The sequence below is a fragment of the Proteus vulgaris genome (genome assembly GCF_023100685.1).
GTDB lineage: Bacteria > Pseudomonadota > Gammaproteobacteria > Enterobacterales > Enterobacteriaceae > Proteus.
The window spans coordinates 1112578-1131195 of the sequence record NZ_CP090064.1 but is presented as its reverse complement, the minus strand read 5'-3'; the positions used below and the strand labels follow the sequence as shown (position 1 = coordinate 1131195).

The window sequence follows — 18618 nt, the reverse complement described above, 5'->3', positions numbered from 1 at the left end:
GATTTAAAAAGAAGCCCACCATAAACGTAGTTTCAATCCCCATGAGGATGACCAACCACTCGTAAAGCCCACCATTTCCCCTTTATAAACAATAACAAATGAAGGTGTTGCACTAATTTCCCACTGCTGAGAAATATCGCCTCGATTATCATTTATTACAGGAAAGACCAGTTCTTTAGACTGAATACCACGTGCGAGTTTTGCATTATCACCAGAACGGATCGCAACTGATGTCACGTTATACCCATCTTGCGCTAACGAATTTACTGCGGGTGTTGTTAGTTTACAAACACCACACCATGTTGCCCAAAAATAGATTAATAAGGGTTTTTCAGCACTCAATTCTGTTAATGAAACAACTTTATTATCAACAGTATAAAGTTCAGGTAAATTCGTTAAAGAAGGTGGCGTAGGTTGTCGCCACCAATCCATCGCGAAAGAGGCTATACCGAAAATGACCACCAGAACAATAAGTTCTTTACTCCACTTTCGTAAGCGACTACGCATTATTTTTTCACTTTAGCCAGTTGCTCTTTCACAATCACTTCTAGCTGAGCATAATCAACGGCGCCTGGGATAACCATATCGCCAACAACAGTTGCAGGTGTACCTTGAATACCTAATTTACGAGAAAGATCTAGGTTATTTTGTAACGCTTTTAAGCTGTCATCCGTTAATTTTACTTTGCTTGTATTGGTAGTTTTCATTGCATCATCAATACTTGCATTATCTAGCATTGTTTTCTTCTGCATTAAACGTTGATGTAACGCTAAGAACGCTTTTGGATCTTCTTTCCATACAGAAAGCACAGCTTGGGAAGCTTTGGCCGAACTTTCGCCTTTAAATGGTAATGGTTTAATTACCACAGCTACTTCTGGATAATCTTTTGTGATTTGTTCTAATAATGGGTCGAAACGTTTGCAGTATGGGCAGTTATAATCAGTAAAAGAAACTAACACTAACTTCGCGTCTTTTGCACCAATACGAGGGCTTGCTGCATCGTTATATAATGCGTCGTGTTCTGCCTTTAATGCAGTACGAAATTGTGCTTGTTGCTCATCGGCTTTTTGTGCTTGTAATGCAGTGATTGCTTCTTCCAGAATTTCTGGATTTTTGATTAATGTATCACGAACCAGCGCGCGAACTTCTTTTTCCTGATCAGCACTTAATGCCGCGGCTTGCACATTTGCACCAAAAAGTAATGACGAAATAACCAGTGCAGAAAGTGTTTTTTTCATTATTGGGCTCCTTTAGCCTCTGAAAGAACAGTCAATGTTGAATCTTTATTTAAAAGAGGGGGTAAAACCACGCCATCTTTATGGCAAGGTCCATAAACTTGGTTAAAAGGTACAGCAACTTGACCACGTTGTTTTAAAAACTGAGTGATCTTATCAGAGGGTTTAGTCCAATCCCCTCTTAATGCAACAACATCAGGTGCTGACAGTGCAGCCTGAATATCTTCTCGCAATAATACATTGTATTTGTTTGCTTTGCAGGTCACACACCAATCTGCCGTGACATCAACAAACACACGTTTATTATCAGCCAAGGCTTGATGTATTGCTTCTTCAGATAAAGGTTGCCAATTTACCGTGTCTTGACCTGCAAGTGTATGGCTTTCTGGTTGAGCAACAAATAAATAAGTACTTCCCGCCAAAAATAAGGCAATTACAGTAGAAATAAGAGCCGTTTTTTTGCCATAGTGCCGTGTAATTGCGAGTAATAAAAGCAAAGTAATAACAATAAAAATGCCAGCAACAATTGCCATCCCAAAATGAGGAATTAAAAGTGTAATAAGCCAAATGCTAGACAATAGCATCATAAAACCTAAAACAACTCTTAGGCGATTCATCCATTTACCGGGTTTTGGTAGCACTTTTGCAACAGATGGAAATATTGCCACTAAGATCCAAGGCAAACTCATTCCTATCCCTAATGCAGTAAAAATAAGCCATAACTCACTTAACGGAGCAATCAAAGCATAAGCGACTGCGGTACCTAAAAATGGTGCAGAACAAGGGGTAGCAAGTAAAGTAGCAAAAGCACCTTCCCAAAAATGACGACCATATCCCTGCCCACCAGCCGTTGCCATTTTAGTATTCATATTGCTACTTAAACGTAACTCAAATAGACCAAATAAATTAGCGGTAAAAATAGCCGTCACTAACACCATAAATCCAATAAACCAGGGGCTTTGAAACTGTATTCCCCAACCTAAGGCTTCTTGGCTATAGCGTAAACCCGTCATAAATAGAGCTAATGCCCAAAAAGAAACTAAAATACCTAAAACAGACACCGAAAATTGCTTACGAATAACCCCTTTATCTCGATTTTCAAGGTGTAAAATCGAACCCAACTTCATCGCGAGTACAGGTAATACGCAAGGCATTAAATTTAAGATCAATCCACCTAATAGCGCAAAAGCTAGAATACTCCATAATCCAACACTTGAATGAGATGGAGGAGCAATACCTGTTTTCCCCAGTCCTATTGTGTCATTAACTTGACGAGAGAAATCTTGGTCAGTAATAACAAATGAGAGTGCTTTACCCGAAATATCACCCGCAGCATCACCCCAGTCATCAGTTACATCAACAGTGACAAATAAATTATTATCTTTATGATTTAAATGCGGAATACCATAAAGCATACCTTCGGGAGGATCGAGATAAATATTAGGTTTAACCCACGAACCTTGCTCTTTTTGTAAAGAGATAGTGAGCTGGCTATCGTTATAATCAGAAGAAACCGAGGAGATAAGTCCTGTGCCAACTGGGATTTTTGCCATCGCCTGACTATATTGCCATTCAAAATCAGCAGGTGCTGGCTCTGTAAGATCCAAGTCTAAAGTGTAGTCAGTCAAAATACAGACATTACTGCATGTTGATAACGTTAAAACGCCTGTTAAACGATCCGCATCAACAGAGGTTAATTCAATCGGAAAAACAACTTGCTTGTCATAGCCTTGAGTGTGAATACCTGCGACATCAAAAGCAGAAGGTGACGGCCAATGCCATACCATTGTACTCACATCTTGTGACCAATTAATTTCAGGTGCAACACCACCTTCTCCTGGTGAGCGCCAGTAAGTTTTCCATCCAGACTCAAGTTGCACTTCAAGTAACATTTTCACATCGCCTGTTGGTGACTTTTGTGCTGTCGCCCTAACTTGTGCGTGAGAATTATCAGGCATGGTTAACCAACCTGTATCTGCTGCTTGAGATGTAGATAACGTAAATAGCGTTAATACCAACGCCATAACAAAAGAACGAAACATAACAACTCCCTAAAAATTCCTACAACGCTACACACAAAGCTACGCCCAAAGATAGACGTGCAAATTTTTAGCTAAAAGGAAATTTCTAATCCCTCAAAATACAATAATGAAGGTGAAGTCTTATCGGAGGAGGTGGATGATGGTGTTTTTTCTGGCTACGCTGACGCGAAACATAGATAGCGGCCATACTTAACAGTAATAGTACAGCCCACGAATGGAAAAAAGGCTCTATTGTTAGTGGAGGAACAGATAATAATGATTTAGCACTTAATTCACAGGTAGAGAGTGAATAAGTATGTTCTGTTGCGCTATTCTCATCAGTAATCGGTGTTGATAGTGGATATTGAGTTTGAGAAACAGCCGTCGCTAAGCGCTCACTAATGACGTGGGCACCTAATGAACGCTGAACAATGCAACACAAGATCAGCAAAACTGTTATCACCACTAGCCAGCGACCTGACCGCCAATTACTCATAGATGTTCCTCATCAATATGACCCGCTATCTTAACGGTAATCCACAGACAAACAACTCCTTAAGACAAACTTTACAAATCCCTACTTATTTTATTTTTACTATTATCTCAATTTTTCATCTTTAACCTTTATTTCCGTAAGGTTTCTACTACAATAATTTTAAATATTGAAAACAACTTCCAAAAAAATAATCAACCACATTTGATTTCATTCTTTTATTGAGAGATACCTCTCGTATTTCACAAATTACACTTCCCAACGGTATGTTATTTGTTCTATCTATTAACATTATCAAAACAAATTAAAACAAAAAAGCAACACAAGGCAAATCACAAATATCATTTATCACCACGACAGGAGTTATTATGCGCATGCGTAAACTAGCATTATCATTAATGATTTTAGGGGCTGCAGGAGCTGTGCAGGCAGAAGAACTCACTGGAACCTTAAAAAAAATCAACGACAACGATATTATTATTGTTGGACATCGGGAATCCTCTGTTCCTTTCTCTTACTATGACAACCAACAAAAAGTGGTTGGTTATTCTCAAGACTATTCCAATCTGATTGTACAAGCAGTAAAAGACAAAATAGGCAAACCTAATCTGCAAGTTCGCCTGATCCCTATTACATCTCAGAATCGCATTCCATTATTACAAAATGGTACATTTGATTTTGAATGTGGCTCAACAACCAATAATGAAGCTCGTCAGCAACAAGCTAGTTTCTCTAATACTATTTTTATCGTAGGTACACGTTTACTGGCGAAAAAAGACGGTGGAATAAAAGACTTCTCTGATCTATCCGGTAAAAACGTAGTCGTAACATCAGGAACAACATCTGAAATGTTACTCAACAAACTTAACGATGAGAAAAAAATGAATATGCGCATTATCAGCGCAAAAGATCATGGAGACTCATTCCGTACACTTGAATCAGGTCGTGCTGTCGCTTTTATGATGGATGATGCATTACTTGCTGGTGAACGCGCTAAAGCGAAAAAACCAGGTCAGTGGGAAATTGTAGGAACCCCACAATCTGAAGAAGCCTATGGTTGTATGTTGCGTAAAGACGATGCTCAATTCAAAGCATTAATCGATGAAACTATCGCTAACGCACAAAAATCAGGCGAAGCAGAAAAATCCTTCAATCGCTGGTTCAATGCCCCTATTCCACCTAAAAACCTTAACCTAGAATTCACTATCTCTGATGAAATGAAAGCCTTATTTGCATCACCAAATGATAAAGCATTGAATTAAAAATACATACGAAGTTGATGCAAACAAATAATTATAAAGTATCTGTTGGACAGACAGATCAGTGAAGTTTGGGGCAGTCGTTCCCTGCCCCTATTTTTCACCGGAGGTGAAATCATGTCGATTGATTGGGATTGGGGGATATTCTTCCAAGAAGCTCCTTTCGGAAACACCACATACTTAGGATGGCTGATTTCAGGCTTCCAAGTCACCATTGCCTTATCTTTATGCGCTTGGGTTATTGCCTTTCTTGTTGGTTCTTTATTCGGAATTTTGCGTACTGTACCTAATCGTTGGCTTTCGAGCTTAGGTACAATTTATGTTGAGTTATTCCGAAACGTACCACTTATTGTTCAATTCTTTACATGGTATTTAGTTATTCCTGAACTATTACCTCAATCTATTGGCGACTGGTTTAAAATGGACTTAGCGCCAAATGTACAGTTTTTTGTCTCTTCAGCACTCTGTTTAGGTTTGTTTACTGCAGCACGTATGTGCGAACAAGTCAGAGCTGCAATTAATTCATTACCCCGTGGGCAAAAAGCTGCTGGACTTGCCTTGGGTTTAACTTTACCTCAAACCTATCGTTATGTTTTATTACCCAACGCTTACCGTGTCATTATTCCACCAATGACCTCCGAAATGCTTAATCTCGTAAAAAACTCAGCGATTGCTTCCACTATCGGGTTAATTGATATGGCGGCACAAGCAAACAAGCTACTCGATTATTCAGCGAAAGCGTATGAGTCATTCACAGCAATTACCCTCGCCTATGTTTTTATCAACGTCATCATTATGTTAATCATGAGTTGGCTTGAAAAACGTGTGCGTTTACCAGGCACAACAGGAGGTCAATAATGTACGAATTTGACTGGAGTTCTGTTGTTCCAAGCCTACCATTTTTAGTCGATGGTATGGCAATCACTTTAAAAATCACTATCACCGCTATAGTAGTTGGTATTTTATGGGGAACGGTGCTTGCTGTTATGCGCCTTTCTACGTTTAAACCTATTAGTTGGTTTGCGGCTGCTTACGTTAATACCTTTCGTTCAATCCCATTAGTCATGGTATTACTGTGGTTTTATTTAATTGTGCCTAACATATTACAAAATGTTCTAGGACTTTCACCGAAAAGTGATATCCGTTTAATTTCAGCAATGATAGCGTTCTCATTATTTGAAGCTGCGTACTACTCTGAAATTATAAGAGCAGGTATTCAAAGTGTTAGTAAAGGACAATTCTCTGCCTCACTTGCATTAGGAATGACTAAATCACAAACGATGCGCTTAGTGATTTTACCTCAAGCATTTAGAGCCATGGTTCCACTTTTACTCACTCAAGGAATTGTCTTGTTCCAAGATACGTCCTTAGTTTATGTATTAAGTCTCACTGACTTTTTCAGAACGGCGGCAAATATTGGTGAACGCGATGGCACACAAGTTGAGATGATCCTCTTTGCAGGTTTTGTTTATTTTGTCATTAGCTTCGCAGCTTCAATGTTAGTGAACTTTCTTAAAAAAAGGACTACCTAGATGATTTCCCTAAAAGACGTATCCAAATGGTATGGTCAATTTCAAGTACTGACTGAATGTTCCACTGAAGTTAAAAAGGGGGAAGTTGTTGTTGTCTGTGGGCCTTCTGGTTCAGGTAAATCGACACTGATCAAAACAGTGAATGGTCTAGAACCAATACAGCAAGGTGAGATCCTTGTTAATGAAATCAAAGTAAATGATAAACGTACCGATCTTGCTAAATTACGAGCAAAAGTAGGTATGGTATTCCAACATTTTGAACTTTTCCCTCATCTTTCTATTATTGAAAATCTTACACTCGCACAAGTTAAAGTACTTAATAGAGAGAAAGGCGCAGCAAAAGAAAAAGGCTTAAAGTTATTAGAACGCGTTGGTCTATCCAGTCATGCGAACAAATACCCAGCTCAACTTTCTGGTGGTCAACAACAGCGTGTCGCCATTGCTCGAGCTTTATGTATGGATCCTATCGCAATGTTATTTGATGAACCTACATCCGCACTTGATCCTGAAATGATTAACGAAGTACTCGATGTAATGGTAGAGCTTGCAAATGAAGGCATGACGATGATGGTAGTAACCCATGAAATGGGTTTTGCTAAAAAAGTTGCTGACCGTATTATCTTTATGGATGAAGGTCGAATTGTGGAAGATAGGCCTAAAAATGACTTTTTTGATAATCCAAAATCAGACAGGGCAAAAGATTTCTTAGCTAAAATCTTGCATTAATACTTTATATCTCCTCTGCTGGCGTGCTTTCTTAGCACGTCAGCCTCAAATAATAATTTTGAAAAACCTCGCAACCAAATATCAAGCAATCTTCTTTTCTCGCAATATCACCAACGTTTTTCTAGAAAACACGCATTTATTCTCTTTTTGTTTTAACTCGTTCCAAGATATCTCGCAATTGTCTTGAAAAAGTTATGCAAACAGTGGCTTTCATTGAGATCAATAGTTGTGGCTATTAGACAAAATCAGCTATGCTATGCAAGACTTAATTTCATAATAGCGGTTACCCTCCGGTAGCCATTAATTCACCATAGGATTATCGGTGCCATGCAAGAACAATATCGTCCCGAAGATATAGAGCAAACTATCCAGGAACACTGGGAAAAGAACAATACATTTAAAGTGACAGAAGATAATAACAAAGAAAAATATTACTGCCTGTCAATGCTACCTTATCCTTCTGGCCGACTACACATGGGACACGTCCGCAACTACACCATTGGTGACGTGATTTCCCGTTATCAACGTATGCTGGGTAAAAACGTCTTACAACCTATCGGTTGGGATGCGTTCGGTTTACCAGCAGAAGGTGCCGCAGTAAAAAATAAAACCGCTCCAGCACCATGGACTTACGAAAACATCGATTACATGAAAAACCAGTTAAAAAAACTGGGTTTTGGTTACGATTGGGATCGTGAAGTCACTACTTGTACACCTGAATATTATCGTTGGGAACAGTGGTTCTTTACTAAGTTATATGAGAAAGGCTTAGTTTATAAAAAGACCTCTGCTGTTAACTGGTGTCCACATGATTTAACCGTATTAGCTAACGAACAAGTTATTGACGGCTGTTGCTGGCGTTGTGATACCCCAGTAGAACGTAAAGAAATTCCACAGTGGTTTATCAAAATTACCGATTACGCAGAAGAGCTGTTAAACGATTTAGATACGTTAGATGAATGGCCTGAACAAGTTAAAACCATGCAACGTAACTGGATCGGTCGTTCAGAAGGCGTCGAAATCACATTTGATGTTGCGGATAGCGACGACAAAATGACGGTTTATACAACACGTCCTGATACCTTTATGGGTGTTACTTATGTGGCCGTTGCAGCTGGTCATCCATTAGCGCAAAAAGCAGCTCAAAACAATCCTGAAATTCAACACTTCGTTGATGAATGCCGTAACATGAAAATGGCAGAAGCCGATATGGCAACAATGGAGAAAAAAGGGATTGCTACTGGTCTTTATGCCATTCATCCATTAACTAAAGAAAAAGTAGCTATTTGGGTCGCTAACTTTGTCTTAATGGAATACGGTACAGGTGCCGTGATGGCGGTTCCTGGTCATGATGAGCGTGACTGGGAATTTGCAACCAAATATAACTTACCTATTAAAGCTGTTATTGCTGATGCTGAAGGTAATCAACCTGACTTATCTGAAGGTGCATTAACCGAGAAAAATAGCCTGATCAATTCTGGTGAATTTTCAGGTTTAGATAACCAAGCTGGCTTTAATGCTATTGCAGATAAACTTGCACAAATGGGTGTTGGTGAACGCAAAGTTAATTACCGTTTACGTGACTGGGGTGTTTCTCGTCAACGTTACTGGGGTGCACCAATTCCAATGGCAACCTTAGAAGACGGTACTGTTGTTCCTGTTCCTGAAGATCAACTGCCTGTTATTCTGCCAGAAGATGTAAAAATGGATGGGATCACCAGTCCAATTAAAGCCGATCCTGAGTGGGCAAAAACCACCATTAATGGTCAGCCAGCACTGCGTGAGACAGATACTTTTGACACCTTTATGGAATCATCTTGGTATTACGCTCGTTATACCTGCCCTGATTACGATAAAGGCATGTTAGATCCAAAAGCAGCTAACTATTGGTTACCTGTTGACTGGTATATTGGTGGTATTGAACACGCCATCATGCACTTAATGTATTTCCGCTTCTTCCATAAACTGATGCGTGATTCAGGTTTAGTGAACTCTGATGAACCAGCAAAACGTTTACTGTGCCAAGGGATGGTATTAGCTGATGCGTTCTATCACACAGGCGAAGATGGTGCTCGTCATTGGGTATCTCCTGCTGAAGCTATTGTTGAACGTGATGAGAAAAACCGCATCATTAAAGCGACGGACAGTGCTGGTCATGAACTGACTTATGCTGGCATGAGCAAAATGTCTAAATCTAAAAATAACGGTATCGACCCACAAACAATGGTTGAACGTTATGGTGCAGATACCGTCCGTTTATTTATGATGTTTGCAGCTCCACCAGAATTAACACTTGAATGGCAAGAGTCTAGTGTTGAAGGTGCTAACCGTTTCTTACGTCGTTTATGGCGTTTAGTTCATGAGCACACTCAAAAAGGATCGGCACAATCACTTGATCTGTCTGCATTAACAGAAGAACAAAAAGATTTACGCCGTGACTTACATAAAACTATCGCAAAAGTGTCTGATGACGTAGGTCGCCGTTTAGCTTTCAATACCGCGATTGCAGCTATCATGGAGTTAATGAATAAATTAACTCGTGCAAGTCAAGAAACAGAACAAGATCGTGCATTAATGCAAGAAGCATTAGAAGCCATCGTTCGTATGCTTTCTCCAATCATTCCTCACGCTTGTTTTGTAATGTGGCAGGCATTAGGTGGAAAAGAAGACGTTGATGTTGCGCCATGGCCTGTTGCTGATGAAGAAGCTATGATTGATGACACTAAACTGATTATTGTTCAAGTGAATGGTAAAGTCCGTGGTCGTGTCACTGTTCCGGCTAATTCAGAAAAAGAATATGTTCAGGAAATGGCGACAAAAGAGTACAGTGTTGCTAAATACTTGGAAGATGTGACTATTCGTAAAGTCATTTATGTTCCAGGAAAATTACTGAACATCGTTGTTGGCTGATAAGGAGGCCTAGTGCGATATCTATTTTCGCTATTTTTCGGTTTAGCGGTGTTAATCACCGCTGGCTGCGGTTTTCACTTACAAGGGAAAACTCAGGTTCCAGCAGAATTAAAAACGCTTTATCTTAGCTCTGGTGACCCTTATGGCCCATTATCTCGTGTAATGCGCCAACAACTCAGACTTAGTGGTGTTCAGCTTGTTGAAAATCCAACAGCAGATATCCCTATTCTCAAAATTGTGGGCTCGTCAGAGAGTAAAGAGACCGTTTCTGTGTATCAAGACGGTAAATCAGCAGAACGTCAGCTAACATTTGTGCTAGATGCGCAAGTGATTATGCCAGATGGAACGATTTATCCTATTTCATCACAGGTTTCACGACCATTCTTCGATAACCCATTAGAAGCATTAGCAAAAGATGCTGAAAATGACATTATCAAACAAGAAATGCGTGAACAAGCGACAGCAATATTAGTGCGTAAATTATTGGTTGTTCACAATGCTGAACGCCAAAAAGCCGCACAAGCTGAGCAAGCAAAACAGATAATCTCTCCGGCCAAATGATCCGCTTATATCCAGAACAACTGAATGCGCAGCTCCAAGAGGGGTTGCGCCAAAGTTATCTACTCTGGGGCAATGAACCTCTATTGCTCCAAGAGTCTCAAGATGCCATCCAATCTGTTGCTAAAGCCCAAGGGTTTATTGAACACTATCAATTTACTCTTGATAATAATACGGACTGGAATGAAATTTACTCACTTTGTCAATCGCTAAGCCTTTTTTCTCAAAGACAATCTCTTTTACTGCATTTGCCTGAAAATGGCCCTAATGCAGCCATGTCAGAGAAACTCACAAGGTTATCTCAAGAGTTACATCAAGATTTATTGTTGGTTTTACGTGGCAATAAACTCACCAAGGCTCAAGAAAACAGTGAATGGTTTAAAACATTAAGCCAGAATGGAACGTATGTTTCTTGTCTCACACCTGAACTTGATAAATTGCCTAATTGGGTTGCTCGTCGAGCAAAACAAAAAGGATTAGCGCTGGATGAACAAGGTAACCAACTACTTTGCTACTGCTATGAAGGTAATTTGCTCGCATTGGCACAAGCGATAGAGCGTCTTTCCCTACTTTACCCTGATGGTAAATTGACATTACCTAGAGTAGAAGCAGCCGTTAATGACGCTTCTCATTTTACCCCTTATCACTGGGTTGATGCATTGCTTGCAGGTAAAACACAACGCGCATGGCATATTTTGCAACAACTCAAAAGAGAAGATAGTGAACCTGTTATTTTACTCAGAACGTTGCAACGTGAATTAATGCAATTAATTACGCTACACCGAGAGTCTAAAACAGCCGCTTTAAAAACGATTTTTGATAAACATCGAATTTGGCAAAACCGACGTCCAATTTTTACAGCAGCATTACAACGTTTATCCGAGCATCAACTGCTAACTGCAATACGGTTATTAGCCAGTATCGAAATGACCATTAAACAAGATTATGGTCAAACTGTTTGGCCATCTCTTAGCGCGTTAGGCTTATTGCTTTGTGGGAAAGCATTACCAGAAGGATTTGTAAGTCATGCCTAAAAATAATGATCCTACACCTTTAATTAATCAAGCTATCGCCTTATACGGTGGCACATTTGATCCAATTCATTATGGGCATTTACGTCCAGTTGAAGCACTTTCAGGATTAATTGGCTTAAAAGAAGTGGTATGGCTACCCAATAATATTCCCCCTCATCGCCCACAGCCTGAAGCATCTTCTCAGCAACGTCTGGATATGGTACGTCTTGCTCTTGAGCCATATTCTTCATTTAAAGTGGATACTCGTGAGCTTGAAAAGCCGACACCTTCTTATACTATTGAGACATTAAGAGACTTCAGACAAGAAATTGGTAATAACCAACCTTTAGCATTTATTATTGGTCAGGATTCATTACTTTCAATTAATACGTGGCACCAATGGGAAAAACTATTAGATATATGCCATTTGTTAGTTTGTGCTCGCCCTGGTTATCAAACTCATTTCGAGTCACCTCAAATGCAGGAATGGCTAAAAAAACACCAAACCAATCAACAAGAAGATATTCATTACCTACCTTCTGGCAAAATTTTTCTGGCTGATACACCTCTTTATAATATTTCAGCAACAGATATTCGTGCTCGCCATAAAGCAGGAATTGGTTGTCATGATTTGCTACCCAGTTCTGTTGAAGACTATATTCGCCAGCAACAACTCTATAAATAATGAATTAAGGCTAAAGTTGCTCTCTTAAATAATTAAAAGTGAACGGATAAGGCGAAAAATAGCGTTGATGACTCAAATACTCATCAGGATAAACAGTTAACCAATATTTGAGTAAATCATAAGGTTTAGATAAAGGCACAATACCTTGACGATATTGTAAAATTGTCTGTGCCATTTCTTGTTTTTGTTGTGAGTTTAGATTTCGCTTAAAATACCCAGCCATATGCATTAACGCATTAGTTTGTCCTTCTCTATTTGCTGCAACACTGAATGCCTTCATTAGCTTTTCCTGATATTTCGATGCAACTTCTCCAAGGGGAATAGCATCAGAAAAATTAGCAATATCACGCCCCAACTCTCGATAAGCCACAAGTGAATAAGCCATAATTAAATATTTGTATCGGCTATGAAATTTAACTAAAGCCCCTTTAGTTAATGATTGATAAACCTGTTGTTGATAATCAAACAGTGTGAAAAATTGGGTAAGAAAATGGTCAAGAACAATAGGCTGTAAAAGTTGATCAATATTTAATTGAGGTAAAGCAAAATTCAAGGGTGAGGTAAGGCGGTCTCCTTTTTTTCCAACATAACCATAAAGTGGTAACAGGTTATCTCTATTTTGAGCCTCTATCTGCATAATACCTATCTTTTCCGCCTGAACAGTATCGCAAAGCAATGCTAACTTTTCTTGTAATTGGTGATTGGTGTTACTCATAATTTCTGAAGATATCCCGAGATAATTCACTTTTCTTTCCATTCTTTTTTTCTCCAATTAAAAAGTCTAAGCATTACACGGTATAATCTGACGCTAACAAAGTAAAAACACACCTAATTAGGTGTTTGATGAGCATTGACAGACGATGTTTAGCTGTTATTCTCACCCTCTGTTCCCTTAAGGGAACTGTAAGGTAAAACTGTCGTCTAACTGAAAAGTTCTTATGCGCCTTCTTTTTATTATTGATTATGACGCAGTTAATGGGCATATATGAATTTTTCTAAATCAAACGTCGAAAAACAAAAGAATGAGGTTTATGTTCTTGTTATCGCTAACTGGAATTACTCATCGAGTAAAATAGATTTATTGGTGTAAATTCCTTTAAAATAGCGTTCATGCTCTAAATAAATCGAGATGCAGTAAAACGACAAGTAAATTGGTCACTAAAAGCAGACAAAAGTCTGTAACTAGTACAAATAAACATAGTTAACAATACTGCAAACTGACGTATAACGAGTATAGTATTTTTCGATTGAATTAACTCATTAGATTAAAGGTGATCCTTTTGCAAGGTTCTGAATTACAACAATTTATTATTGATAAACTTGAAGATTCTAAAGCTCAAGACATCATTGCATTAGATGTCCGTGGAAAATCAAGTGTAACGGATTACATGATTATTTGCACAGGTACATCCAGCAGACATCTTATGTCTGTGGCAGATAATCTCGTTGATGATTGCCGCGAAGCGGGATTACAACCTTTAGGTGTGGAAGGACAAGGTGTTTCTGATTGGATTGTCGTCGATCTTGGTGAAGCCATGGTACACGTAATGCAAGAAGATAGCCGTCGCATGTACGAACTTGAAAAACTCTGGAGCTGAGTTTGAAATTACAGCTCATTGCCGTTGGTACAAAAATGCCGGACTGGATACAGACCGGCTTTATGGATTATCTTAATCGATTTCCCAAAGACATGCCTTTAGAACTTATTGAGATACCCGCAGGTAAACGCGGAAAGAATGCCGATATTAAACGAATTCTCGAAAAAGAAGGCGAACAAATGTTAGCAGCTGTTGGTAAAGGGAATCGTATTGTTACTCTTGATATTCCTGGCGCTCGCTGGGATACGCCAAAACTTGCAGAACAACTTGATCGATGGAAGCTTGATGGTAGAAATGTCAGCTTATTAATTGGTGGCCCTGAAGGGTTAGCGCCTGCTTGTAAAGCTGCAGCTGAACAAAGCTGGTCTTTATCTCCTTTAACAATGCCACACCCCCTTGTTCGTGTCGTAGTTGCAGAAAGTCTTTATCGAGCATGGAGTATTACGACAAACCATCCTTATCATCGTGAATAATCAATAAAATTGGCGGGTCAGTAAGTGAAGTCAAATGGGATGAAGAGAAAAAAACGTACCCCGTTTCGAGATTATACTGCGGAATCAAAATTGTTTATCCGCCGTGTGATCGTCGCATTTTCAGTAATTATTATATTAAGTGGTGTTTTGGTTTTTAACCTCAATCACTTACAAATCGCTCGCCATGACGATTATCAAACACGTTCAAATGATAACCGAATTAAACTCGTCCCAATTGCACCTAGTCGTGGCATTATTTACGATCGCAAAGGGATCCCTCTTGCGCTCAATCGTACTATCTACCAGTTAGAAGTCGTACCTGAAAAGGTAACAAACTTACAAGAAACGCTTGAAAGTTTGAGAGAAGTTGTTGACTTAACTGATGAAGATATCACAGCTTTTGAAAAAGAGCGTAAGCGCTCTCGTCGATTTAGCTCTATTCCCTTAAAAACTACACTTAGCCAAGTGCAAGTTGCGCGTTTTGCTATCAATCAATATCGTTATCCGGGCTTAGAAATCAAAGGTTATCAACGCCGTTATTATCCTTATGGCTCAGCATTAACACATGTAATTGGTTATGTTGCAAAAATTAACGATAAAGATGTTGAACGCCTTGATAAAGAAGGTTTATCACCTAATTACGCCGCTACTCATGATATCGGTAAATTAGGTATTGAACGTTATTATGAGTCTGTATTACACGGAACAACTGGCTATGAAGAAGTTGAAGTCAATAGCCGTGGTCGCGTTATTCGCCAATTACATGAACAACCGCCACAAGCAGGTAAAGATATTTACCTTACCGTTGATCTTGAATTACAGACCTATATTGAAACATTACTCACCACAAGCCGAGCTGCTGTTGTAGTGACTGATCCTCGTAATGGTGAAATTTTAGCCCTTGTCTCAAATCCAAGTTACGATCCGAACTTATTTGTGGGCGGTATTTCTAATACTGATTATCAAGGATTGCTAAATAACCCTGATAGACCGCTAATAAATCGAACAACACAAGGCCTTTATCCACCAGCCTCAACGGTTAAACCCTTTATGTCTGTTGCTGCATTAAGTGAAGGGGTTATTACTGCGAATACGACTATCCACGATCCTGGCTGGTGGCAACTTCCAGGCTCTGAAAAACGCTATCGTGACTGGAAACGCTGGGGGCATGGTAAACTCAACGTTACCAAGTCCATTGTTGAGTCTGCGGATACATTTTTCTACCAAGTTGCTTATGATATGGGAATCGATCGTATATCAACTTGGATGGGGCGCTTTGGCTATGGCGAATACACAGGAATTGATCTATCCGAAGAACGTAATGGCATCATGCCAACGCGCGAGTGGAAACAGCAACGTTATAAAAAACCTTGGTATCAAGGTGATACGATCCCAGTCGGAATTGGTCAAGGTTATTGGACAGCAACGCCAATTCAAATGGCAAAAGCGTTAATGACATTGATTAATGATGGTCAAGTTAAAACCCCTCACCTACTTTACGGTACGAAACTAGGTAATGAAATGTTGCCTTATGTTGATACTGAAACCCGTCAAATTGGTGATATTAACTCTGGCTATTGGGAATTAGCAAAACATGGTATGTATGGTGTGGCTAACTTCCCTAATGGCACAGGTCGTCGAAGTTTTGCTGATGCTCCTTATAAAGTGGCAGCTAAATCAGGAACTGCACAGGTGTTTAGTTATGAAACATACAACGCAAGCCAATTAGCTGAACATCTTCGTGACCACAAACTGATGATTGCCTTTGCGCCTTATGATAAGCCGACTGTTGCTATAGCAATTATTTTAGAAAATGGTGGTGCTGGCCCTTCTGTCGGTGATATTACAAGACAAATTCTTGACCACATTCTCCTAGGTGATAACAACACAGTGTTACCTGATTCGCCAGCTGCTCCACGCGGTTCAGAGGAATAATCATTATGACTGAAAATAATAAGAAAAAATCCTTCTGGACCCGAGTCCATATAGACCCTCTATTCTTGCTCTGTATTATTGCTTTATTGGGATACAGCGCATTTATTATGTGGAGTGCAAGTGGCCAAGATCCAGAAATGATGCAACGCAAATTAGGCCAGATTGGTATGGGGTTTATGATCATGATAGTCATGGCTCAAATCCCACCACGAGTCTATGAGAGTTGGGCTCCACATCTCTATTTCTTTTGCGTTATCTTGCTTATTCTTGTTGATGTCTTTGGTCAAATAAGTAAAGGTGCTCAACGCTGGTTAGATTTAGGTATTGTACGTTTCCAACCTTCAGAAATTGCTAAAATTGCGGTGCCATTAATGGTAGCACGATTTATGAACCGCGATATCTGCCCGCCTACGTTGCGTAATACAGCTATTGCTTTGGTACTTATTTTTGTACCAACGTTATTAGTTGCGGCACAGCCCGATTTAGGAACATCAATTCTTGTTGCCGCATCGGGTTTATTTGTTCTTTTTCTTGCAGGAATGAGTTGGCGCCTTATCACTGTAGCCATAGTTCTTGTTGCTGCTTTTATCCCCATACTCTGGTTTTTCCTTATGCATGATTACCAACAAGCTAGGGTAATGATGCTGCTTGACCCTGAATCTGATCCGCTCGGCGCCGGATATCATATCATCCAATCTAAAATTGCCATTGGTTCTGGCGGATTACATGGAAAAGGATGGTTACAAGGCACGCAATCTCAATTAGAATTCTTACCAGAGCGCCATACAGACTTTATTTTTGCTGTATTGGCTGAAGAACTCGGATTAATTGGTGTTTTGATACTGCTAGCTCTTTATATACTCTTAATTGCGCGAGGCCTTTACCTTGCAACGAAAGCACAAAATACATTTGGTAGAGTAATGATTGGCGGATTAATGCTAATCTTCTTTGTCTATGTCTTTGTCAACATAGGAATGGTGAGTGGTATTCTTCCTGTTGTCGGTGTTCCGTTACCGCTAATGAGTTATGGAGGCTCTGCCCTAATTGTCTTAATGGCAGGATTTGGCATTGTTATGTCTATTCATACACACCGAAAACTATTATCGAAAAGTTTATAATGAGGTTTCTATGCGTCTGCAATGGGTTTTGATAGGTATCAGTGCATTGCTACTTTCAGGGTGTGTTGTTGATAAACCGAACACTAATAAACAGCCAGCACCATTACCCAATGTGCCTGTTCAACGTGTTCTCGGTGCTGAACCTCGTTACGAGCCTTATCACCCAACGGCAAATCAAGATTACCGAAAAAATGGTGTGGTCTATCGTATTGTGACTGATCCCGCAAACTTTAGTGAGCGAGGAGAGGCTATTGTTTATGATAGCTTAGCTATGAGTCGTTTAACGACTATTGGTGAACGTGTCAATCCCTATGAATTTGCAGCTGCACATCCCACATTACCCATTCCAAGTTATGTAAAAATTACAAACTTACACAATGGGCGCACAATGGTTGTCAGGATCAATGACCGTGGCCCTTACGTCAACGGTAAACAAATCCAAGTCACTCCCGCCGTTTCTGATAGTTTGCGTTTAATGCCAACAACACCATTGCAAATTGAAGGGATCGTCGTCGATCAAAATGGCCATATGAGTGGTATTGGTACACATGGGGCTCAAATTGAGAAGAAAACAACAGCCTTACCCGAACGCCCTAATTTTAATGCTCAATCAACAACATCTACGCCATTAACAACATCAGCACCTGTTAATATGCCTATTGAGCCACCAGCACAACCAGAAGCCAAAGTTTCAGCTCCAACTTCAGTTCCAACTTCAGTTCCAGCTCCAGCTCCAGCTCCAGCTCCAGCTCCAGCTCCAGCTCCAGCTCCAGCTCCAGCTCCAGCTCCAGCTCCAGCTCCAGTATTACTATCAAACTCCATAGCACAAGGCTTTTATGTACAAGTTGGCGCACTCAGTAACGAAAATAATGCTCAGTTTTGGCTCAATGATTTATCGTCATCATTTGGTACTCAAGGCGTGATTAATAAAACAGATGGACTATATAAGGTACAACTCGGCCCTTATTCCTCTAAAGATCAAGCCGAAGCAATAAAAAACAAACTGAAACAAGTTAAAGATATCTCTGGGTTTATTATTACTCAATAAAGGTAAGATGCCGT

Annotated in this window: 18 protein-coding genes; 13 read left to right on the top strand and 5 right to left on the bottom strand. The window is 39.7% G+C overall.

Translation table 11 applies throughout. The annotated features are described in order from the left end of the window. Positions 1-3: 3 nt before the first annotated feature. The 4 genes from LW139_RS05355 to LW139_RS05340 form a co-directional block, all read right to left on the bottom strand. The gene (locus tag LW139_RS05355; RefSeq protein ID WP_166540950.1) at positions 4-507 is read right to left on the bottom strand and encodes a protein disulfide oxidoreductase; all 504 of its coding nucleotides are present in this window, start codon (positions 505-507) and stop codon (positions 4-6) included. Next, positions 507-1238, bottom strand: coding sequence for a DsbA family protein (locus LW139_RS05350; protein WP_109409522.1), 732 nt, complete (start codon positions 1236-1238; stop codon positions 507-509). The genes LW139_RS05355 and LW139_RS05350 overlap by 1 nt, the downstream gene beginning before the upstream one ends. Then, positions 1238-3277, bottom strand: a complete 2040-nt coding sequence (locus tag LW139_RS05345; RefSeq protein ID WP_247850722.1) for a protein-disulfide reductase DsbD family protein — start codon at positions 3275-3277, stop codon at positions 1238-1240. The genes LW139_RS05350 and LW139_RS05345 overlap by 1 nt, the downstream gene beginning before the upstream one ends. A gap of 85 nt (positions 3278-3362) precedes the next feature. Continuing rightward, positions 3363-3752 (bottom strand): metal resistance protein, encoded by a 390-nt coding sequence (locus LW139_RS05340; RefSeq protein WP_109409520.1) that lies wholly within the window; start codon positions 3750-3752, stop codon positions 3363-3365. 365 nt (positions 3753-4117) lie between these two features. Between LW139_RS05340 and LW139_RS05335 the strand changes: the two genes are divergently transcribed. From LW139_RS05335 to nadD, 8 genes are all read left to right on the top strand, one after another. Continuing rightward, complete coding sequence (locus LW139_RS05335; RefSeq protein WP_109409519.1) at positions 4118-5011, top strand: amino acid ABC transporter substrate-binding protein; 894 nt, start codon at positions 4118-4120, stop codon at positions 5009-5011. 114 nt (positions 5012-5125) lie between these two features. After that, positions 5126-5866, top strand: coding sequence for an amino acid ABC transporter permease (locus tag LW139_RS05330; RefSeq protein WP_109409518.1), 741 nt, complete (start codon positions 5126-5128; stop codon positions 5864-5866). Beyond that, a complete protein-coding gene (gene gltK, locus LW139_RS05325; protein ID WP_072070241.1) occupies positions 5866-6540 on the top strand; it encodes a glutamate/aspartate ABC transporter permease GltK in 675 nt (224 codons plus the stop codon). The genes LW139_RS05330 and gltK overlap by 1 nt, the downstream gene beginning before the upstream one ends. Further along, on the top strand, positions 6541-7266 hold the full coding sequence (locus LW139_RS05320) for an amino acid ABC transporter ATP-binding protein (protein ID WP_166540948.1): 726 nt from the start codon (positions 6541-6543) through the stop codon (positions 7264-7266). 327 nt (positions 7267-7593) lie between these two features. Beyond that, positions 7594-10176, top strand: coding sequence for a leucine--tRNA ligase (gene leuS / locus LW139_RS05315; RefSeq protein ID WP_166540947.1), 2583 nt, complete (start codon positions 7594-7596; stop codon positions 10174-10176). Positions 10177-10188: 12 nt separating this feature from the next. After that, the gene (gene lptE / locus LW139_RS05310) at positions 10189-10737 is read left to right on the top strand and encodes an LPS assembly lipoprotein LptE (RefSeq protein WP_109409515.1); all 549 of its coding nucleotides are present in this window, start codon (positions 10189-10191) and stop codon (positions 10735-10737) included. Continuing rightward, positions 10734-11768: a DNA polymerase III subunit delta gene (holA, locus tag LW139_RS05305; protein ID WP_166540946.1), complete on the top strand. Its 1035-nt coding sequence runs from the start codon at positions 10734-10736 to the stop codon at positions 11766-11768. Before lptE ends, holA begins: the two co-directional genes overlap by 4 nt. Beyond that, positions 11761-12432, top strand: coding sequence for a nicotinate-nucleotide adenylyltransferase (nadD, locus tag LW139_RS05300; protein WP_247850721.1), 672 nt, complete (start codon positions 11761-11763; stop codon positions 12430-12432). The genes holA and nadD overlap by 8 nt, the downstream gene beginning before the upstream one ends. A gap of 10 nt (positions 12433-12442) precedes the next feature. On the opposite strand, the gene LW139_RS05295 is transcribed toward nadD, so the two are convergent. Further along, a complete protein-coding gene (locus tag LW139_RS05295; protein ID WP_247850720.1) occupies positions 12443-13189 on the bottom strand; it encodes a YbgA family protein in 747 nt (248 codons plus the stop codon). Positions 13190-13703: 514 nt separating this feature from the next. Between LW139_RS05295 and rsfS the strand changes: the two genes are divergently transcribed. Genes rsfS through rlpA form a run of 5 tightly spaced genes read left to right on the top strand, consistent with a single transcriptional unit; the run spans position 13704 to position 18604 of the window. Next, on the top strand, positions 13704-14030 hold the full coding sequence (gene rsfS, locus LW139_RS05290; protein ID WP_006537732.1) for a ribosome silencing factor: 327 nt from the start codon (positions 13704-13706) through the stop codon (positions 14028-14030). A gap of 2 nt (positions 14031-14032) precedes the next feature. Next, a complete protein-coding gene (gene rlmH, locus LW139_RS05285) occupies positions 14033-14503 on the top strand; it encodes a 23S rRNA (pseudouridine(1915)-N(3))-methyltransferase RlmH (RefSeq protein ID WP_004246050.1) in 471 nt (156 codons plus the stop codon). Positions 14504-14542: 39 nt separating this feature from the next. Next, positions 14543-16438 carry a peptidoglycan DD-transpeptidase MrdA gene (gene mrdA, locus LW139_RS05280; protein WP_227336553.1) on the top strand — a complete coding sequence of 632 codons (1896 nt, stop codon included), beginning with the start codon at positions 14543-14545 and terminating at the stop codon, positions 16436-16438. Between the two features lie 5 nt (positions 16439-16443). Further along, a complete protein-coding gene (gene mrdB, locus LW139_RS05275) occupies positions 16444-17556 on the top strand; it encodes a peptidoglycan glycosyltransferase MrdB (protein WP_072070249.1) in 1113 nt (370 codons plus the stop codon). 10 nt (positions 17557-17566) lie between these two features. After that, positions 17567-18604 (top strand): endolytic peptidoglycan transglycosylase RlpA, encoded by a 1038-nt coding sequence (rlpA, locus tag LW139_RS05270; protein WP_247850719.1) that lies wholly within the window; start codon positions 17567-17569, stop codon positions 18602-18604. Positions 18605-18618 lie beyond the last annotated feature (14 nt).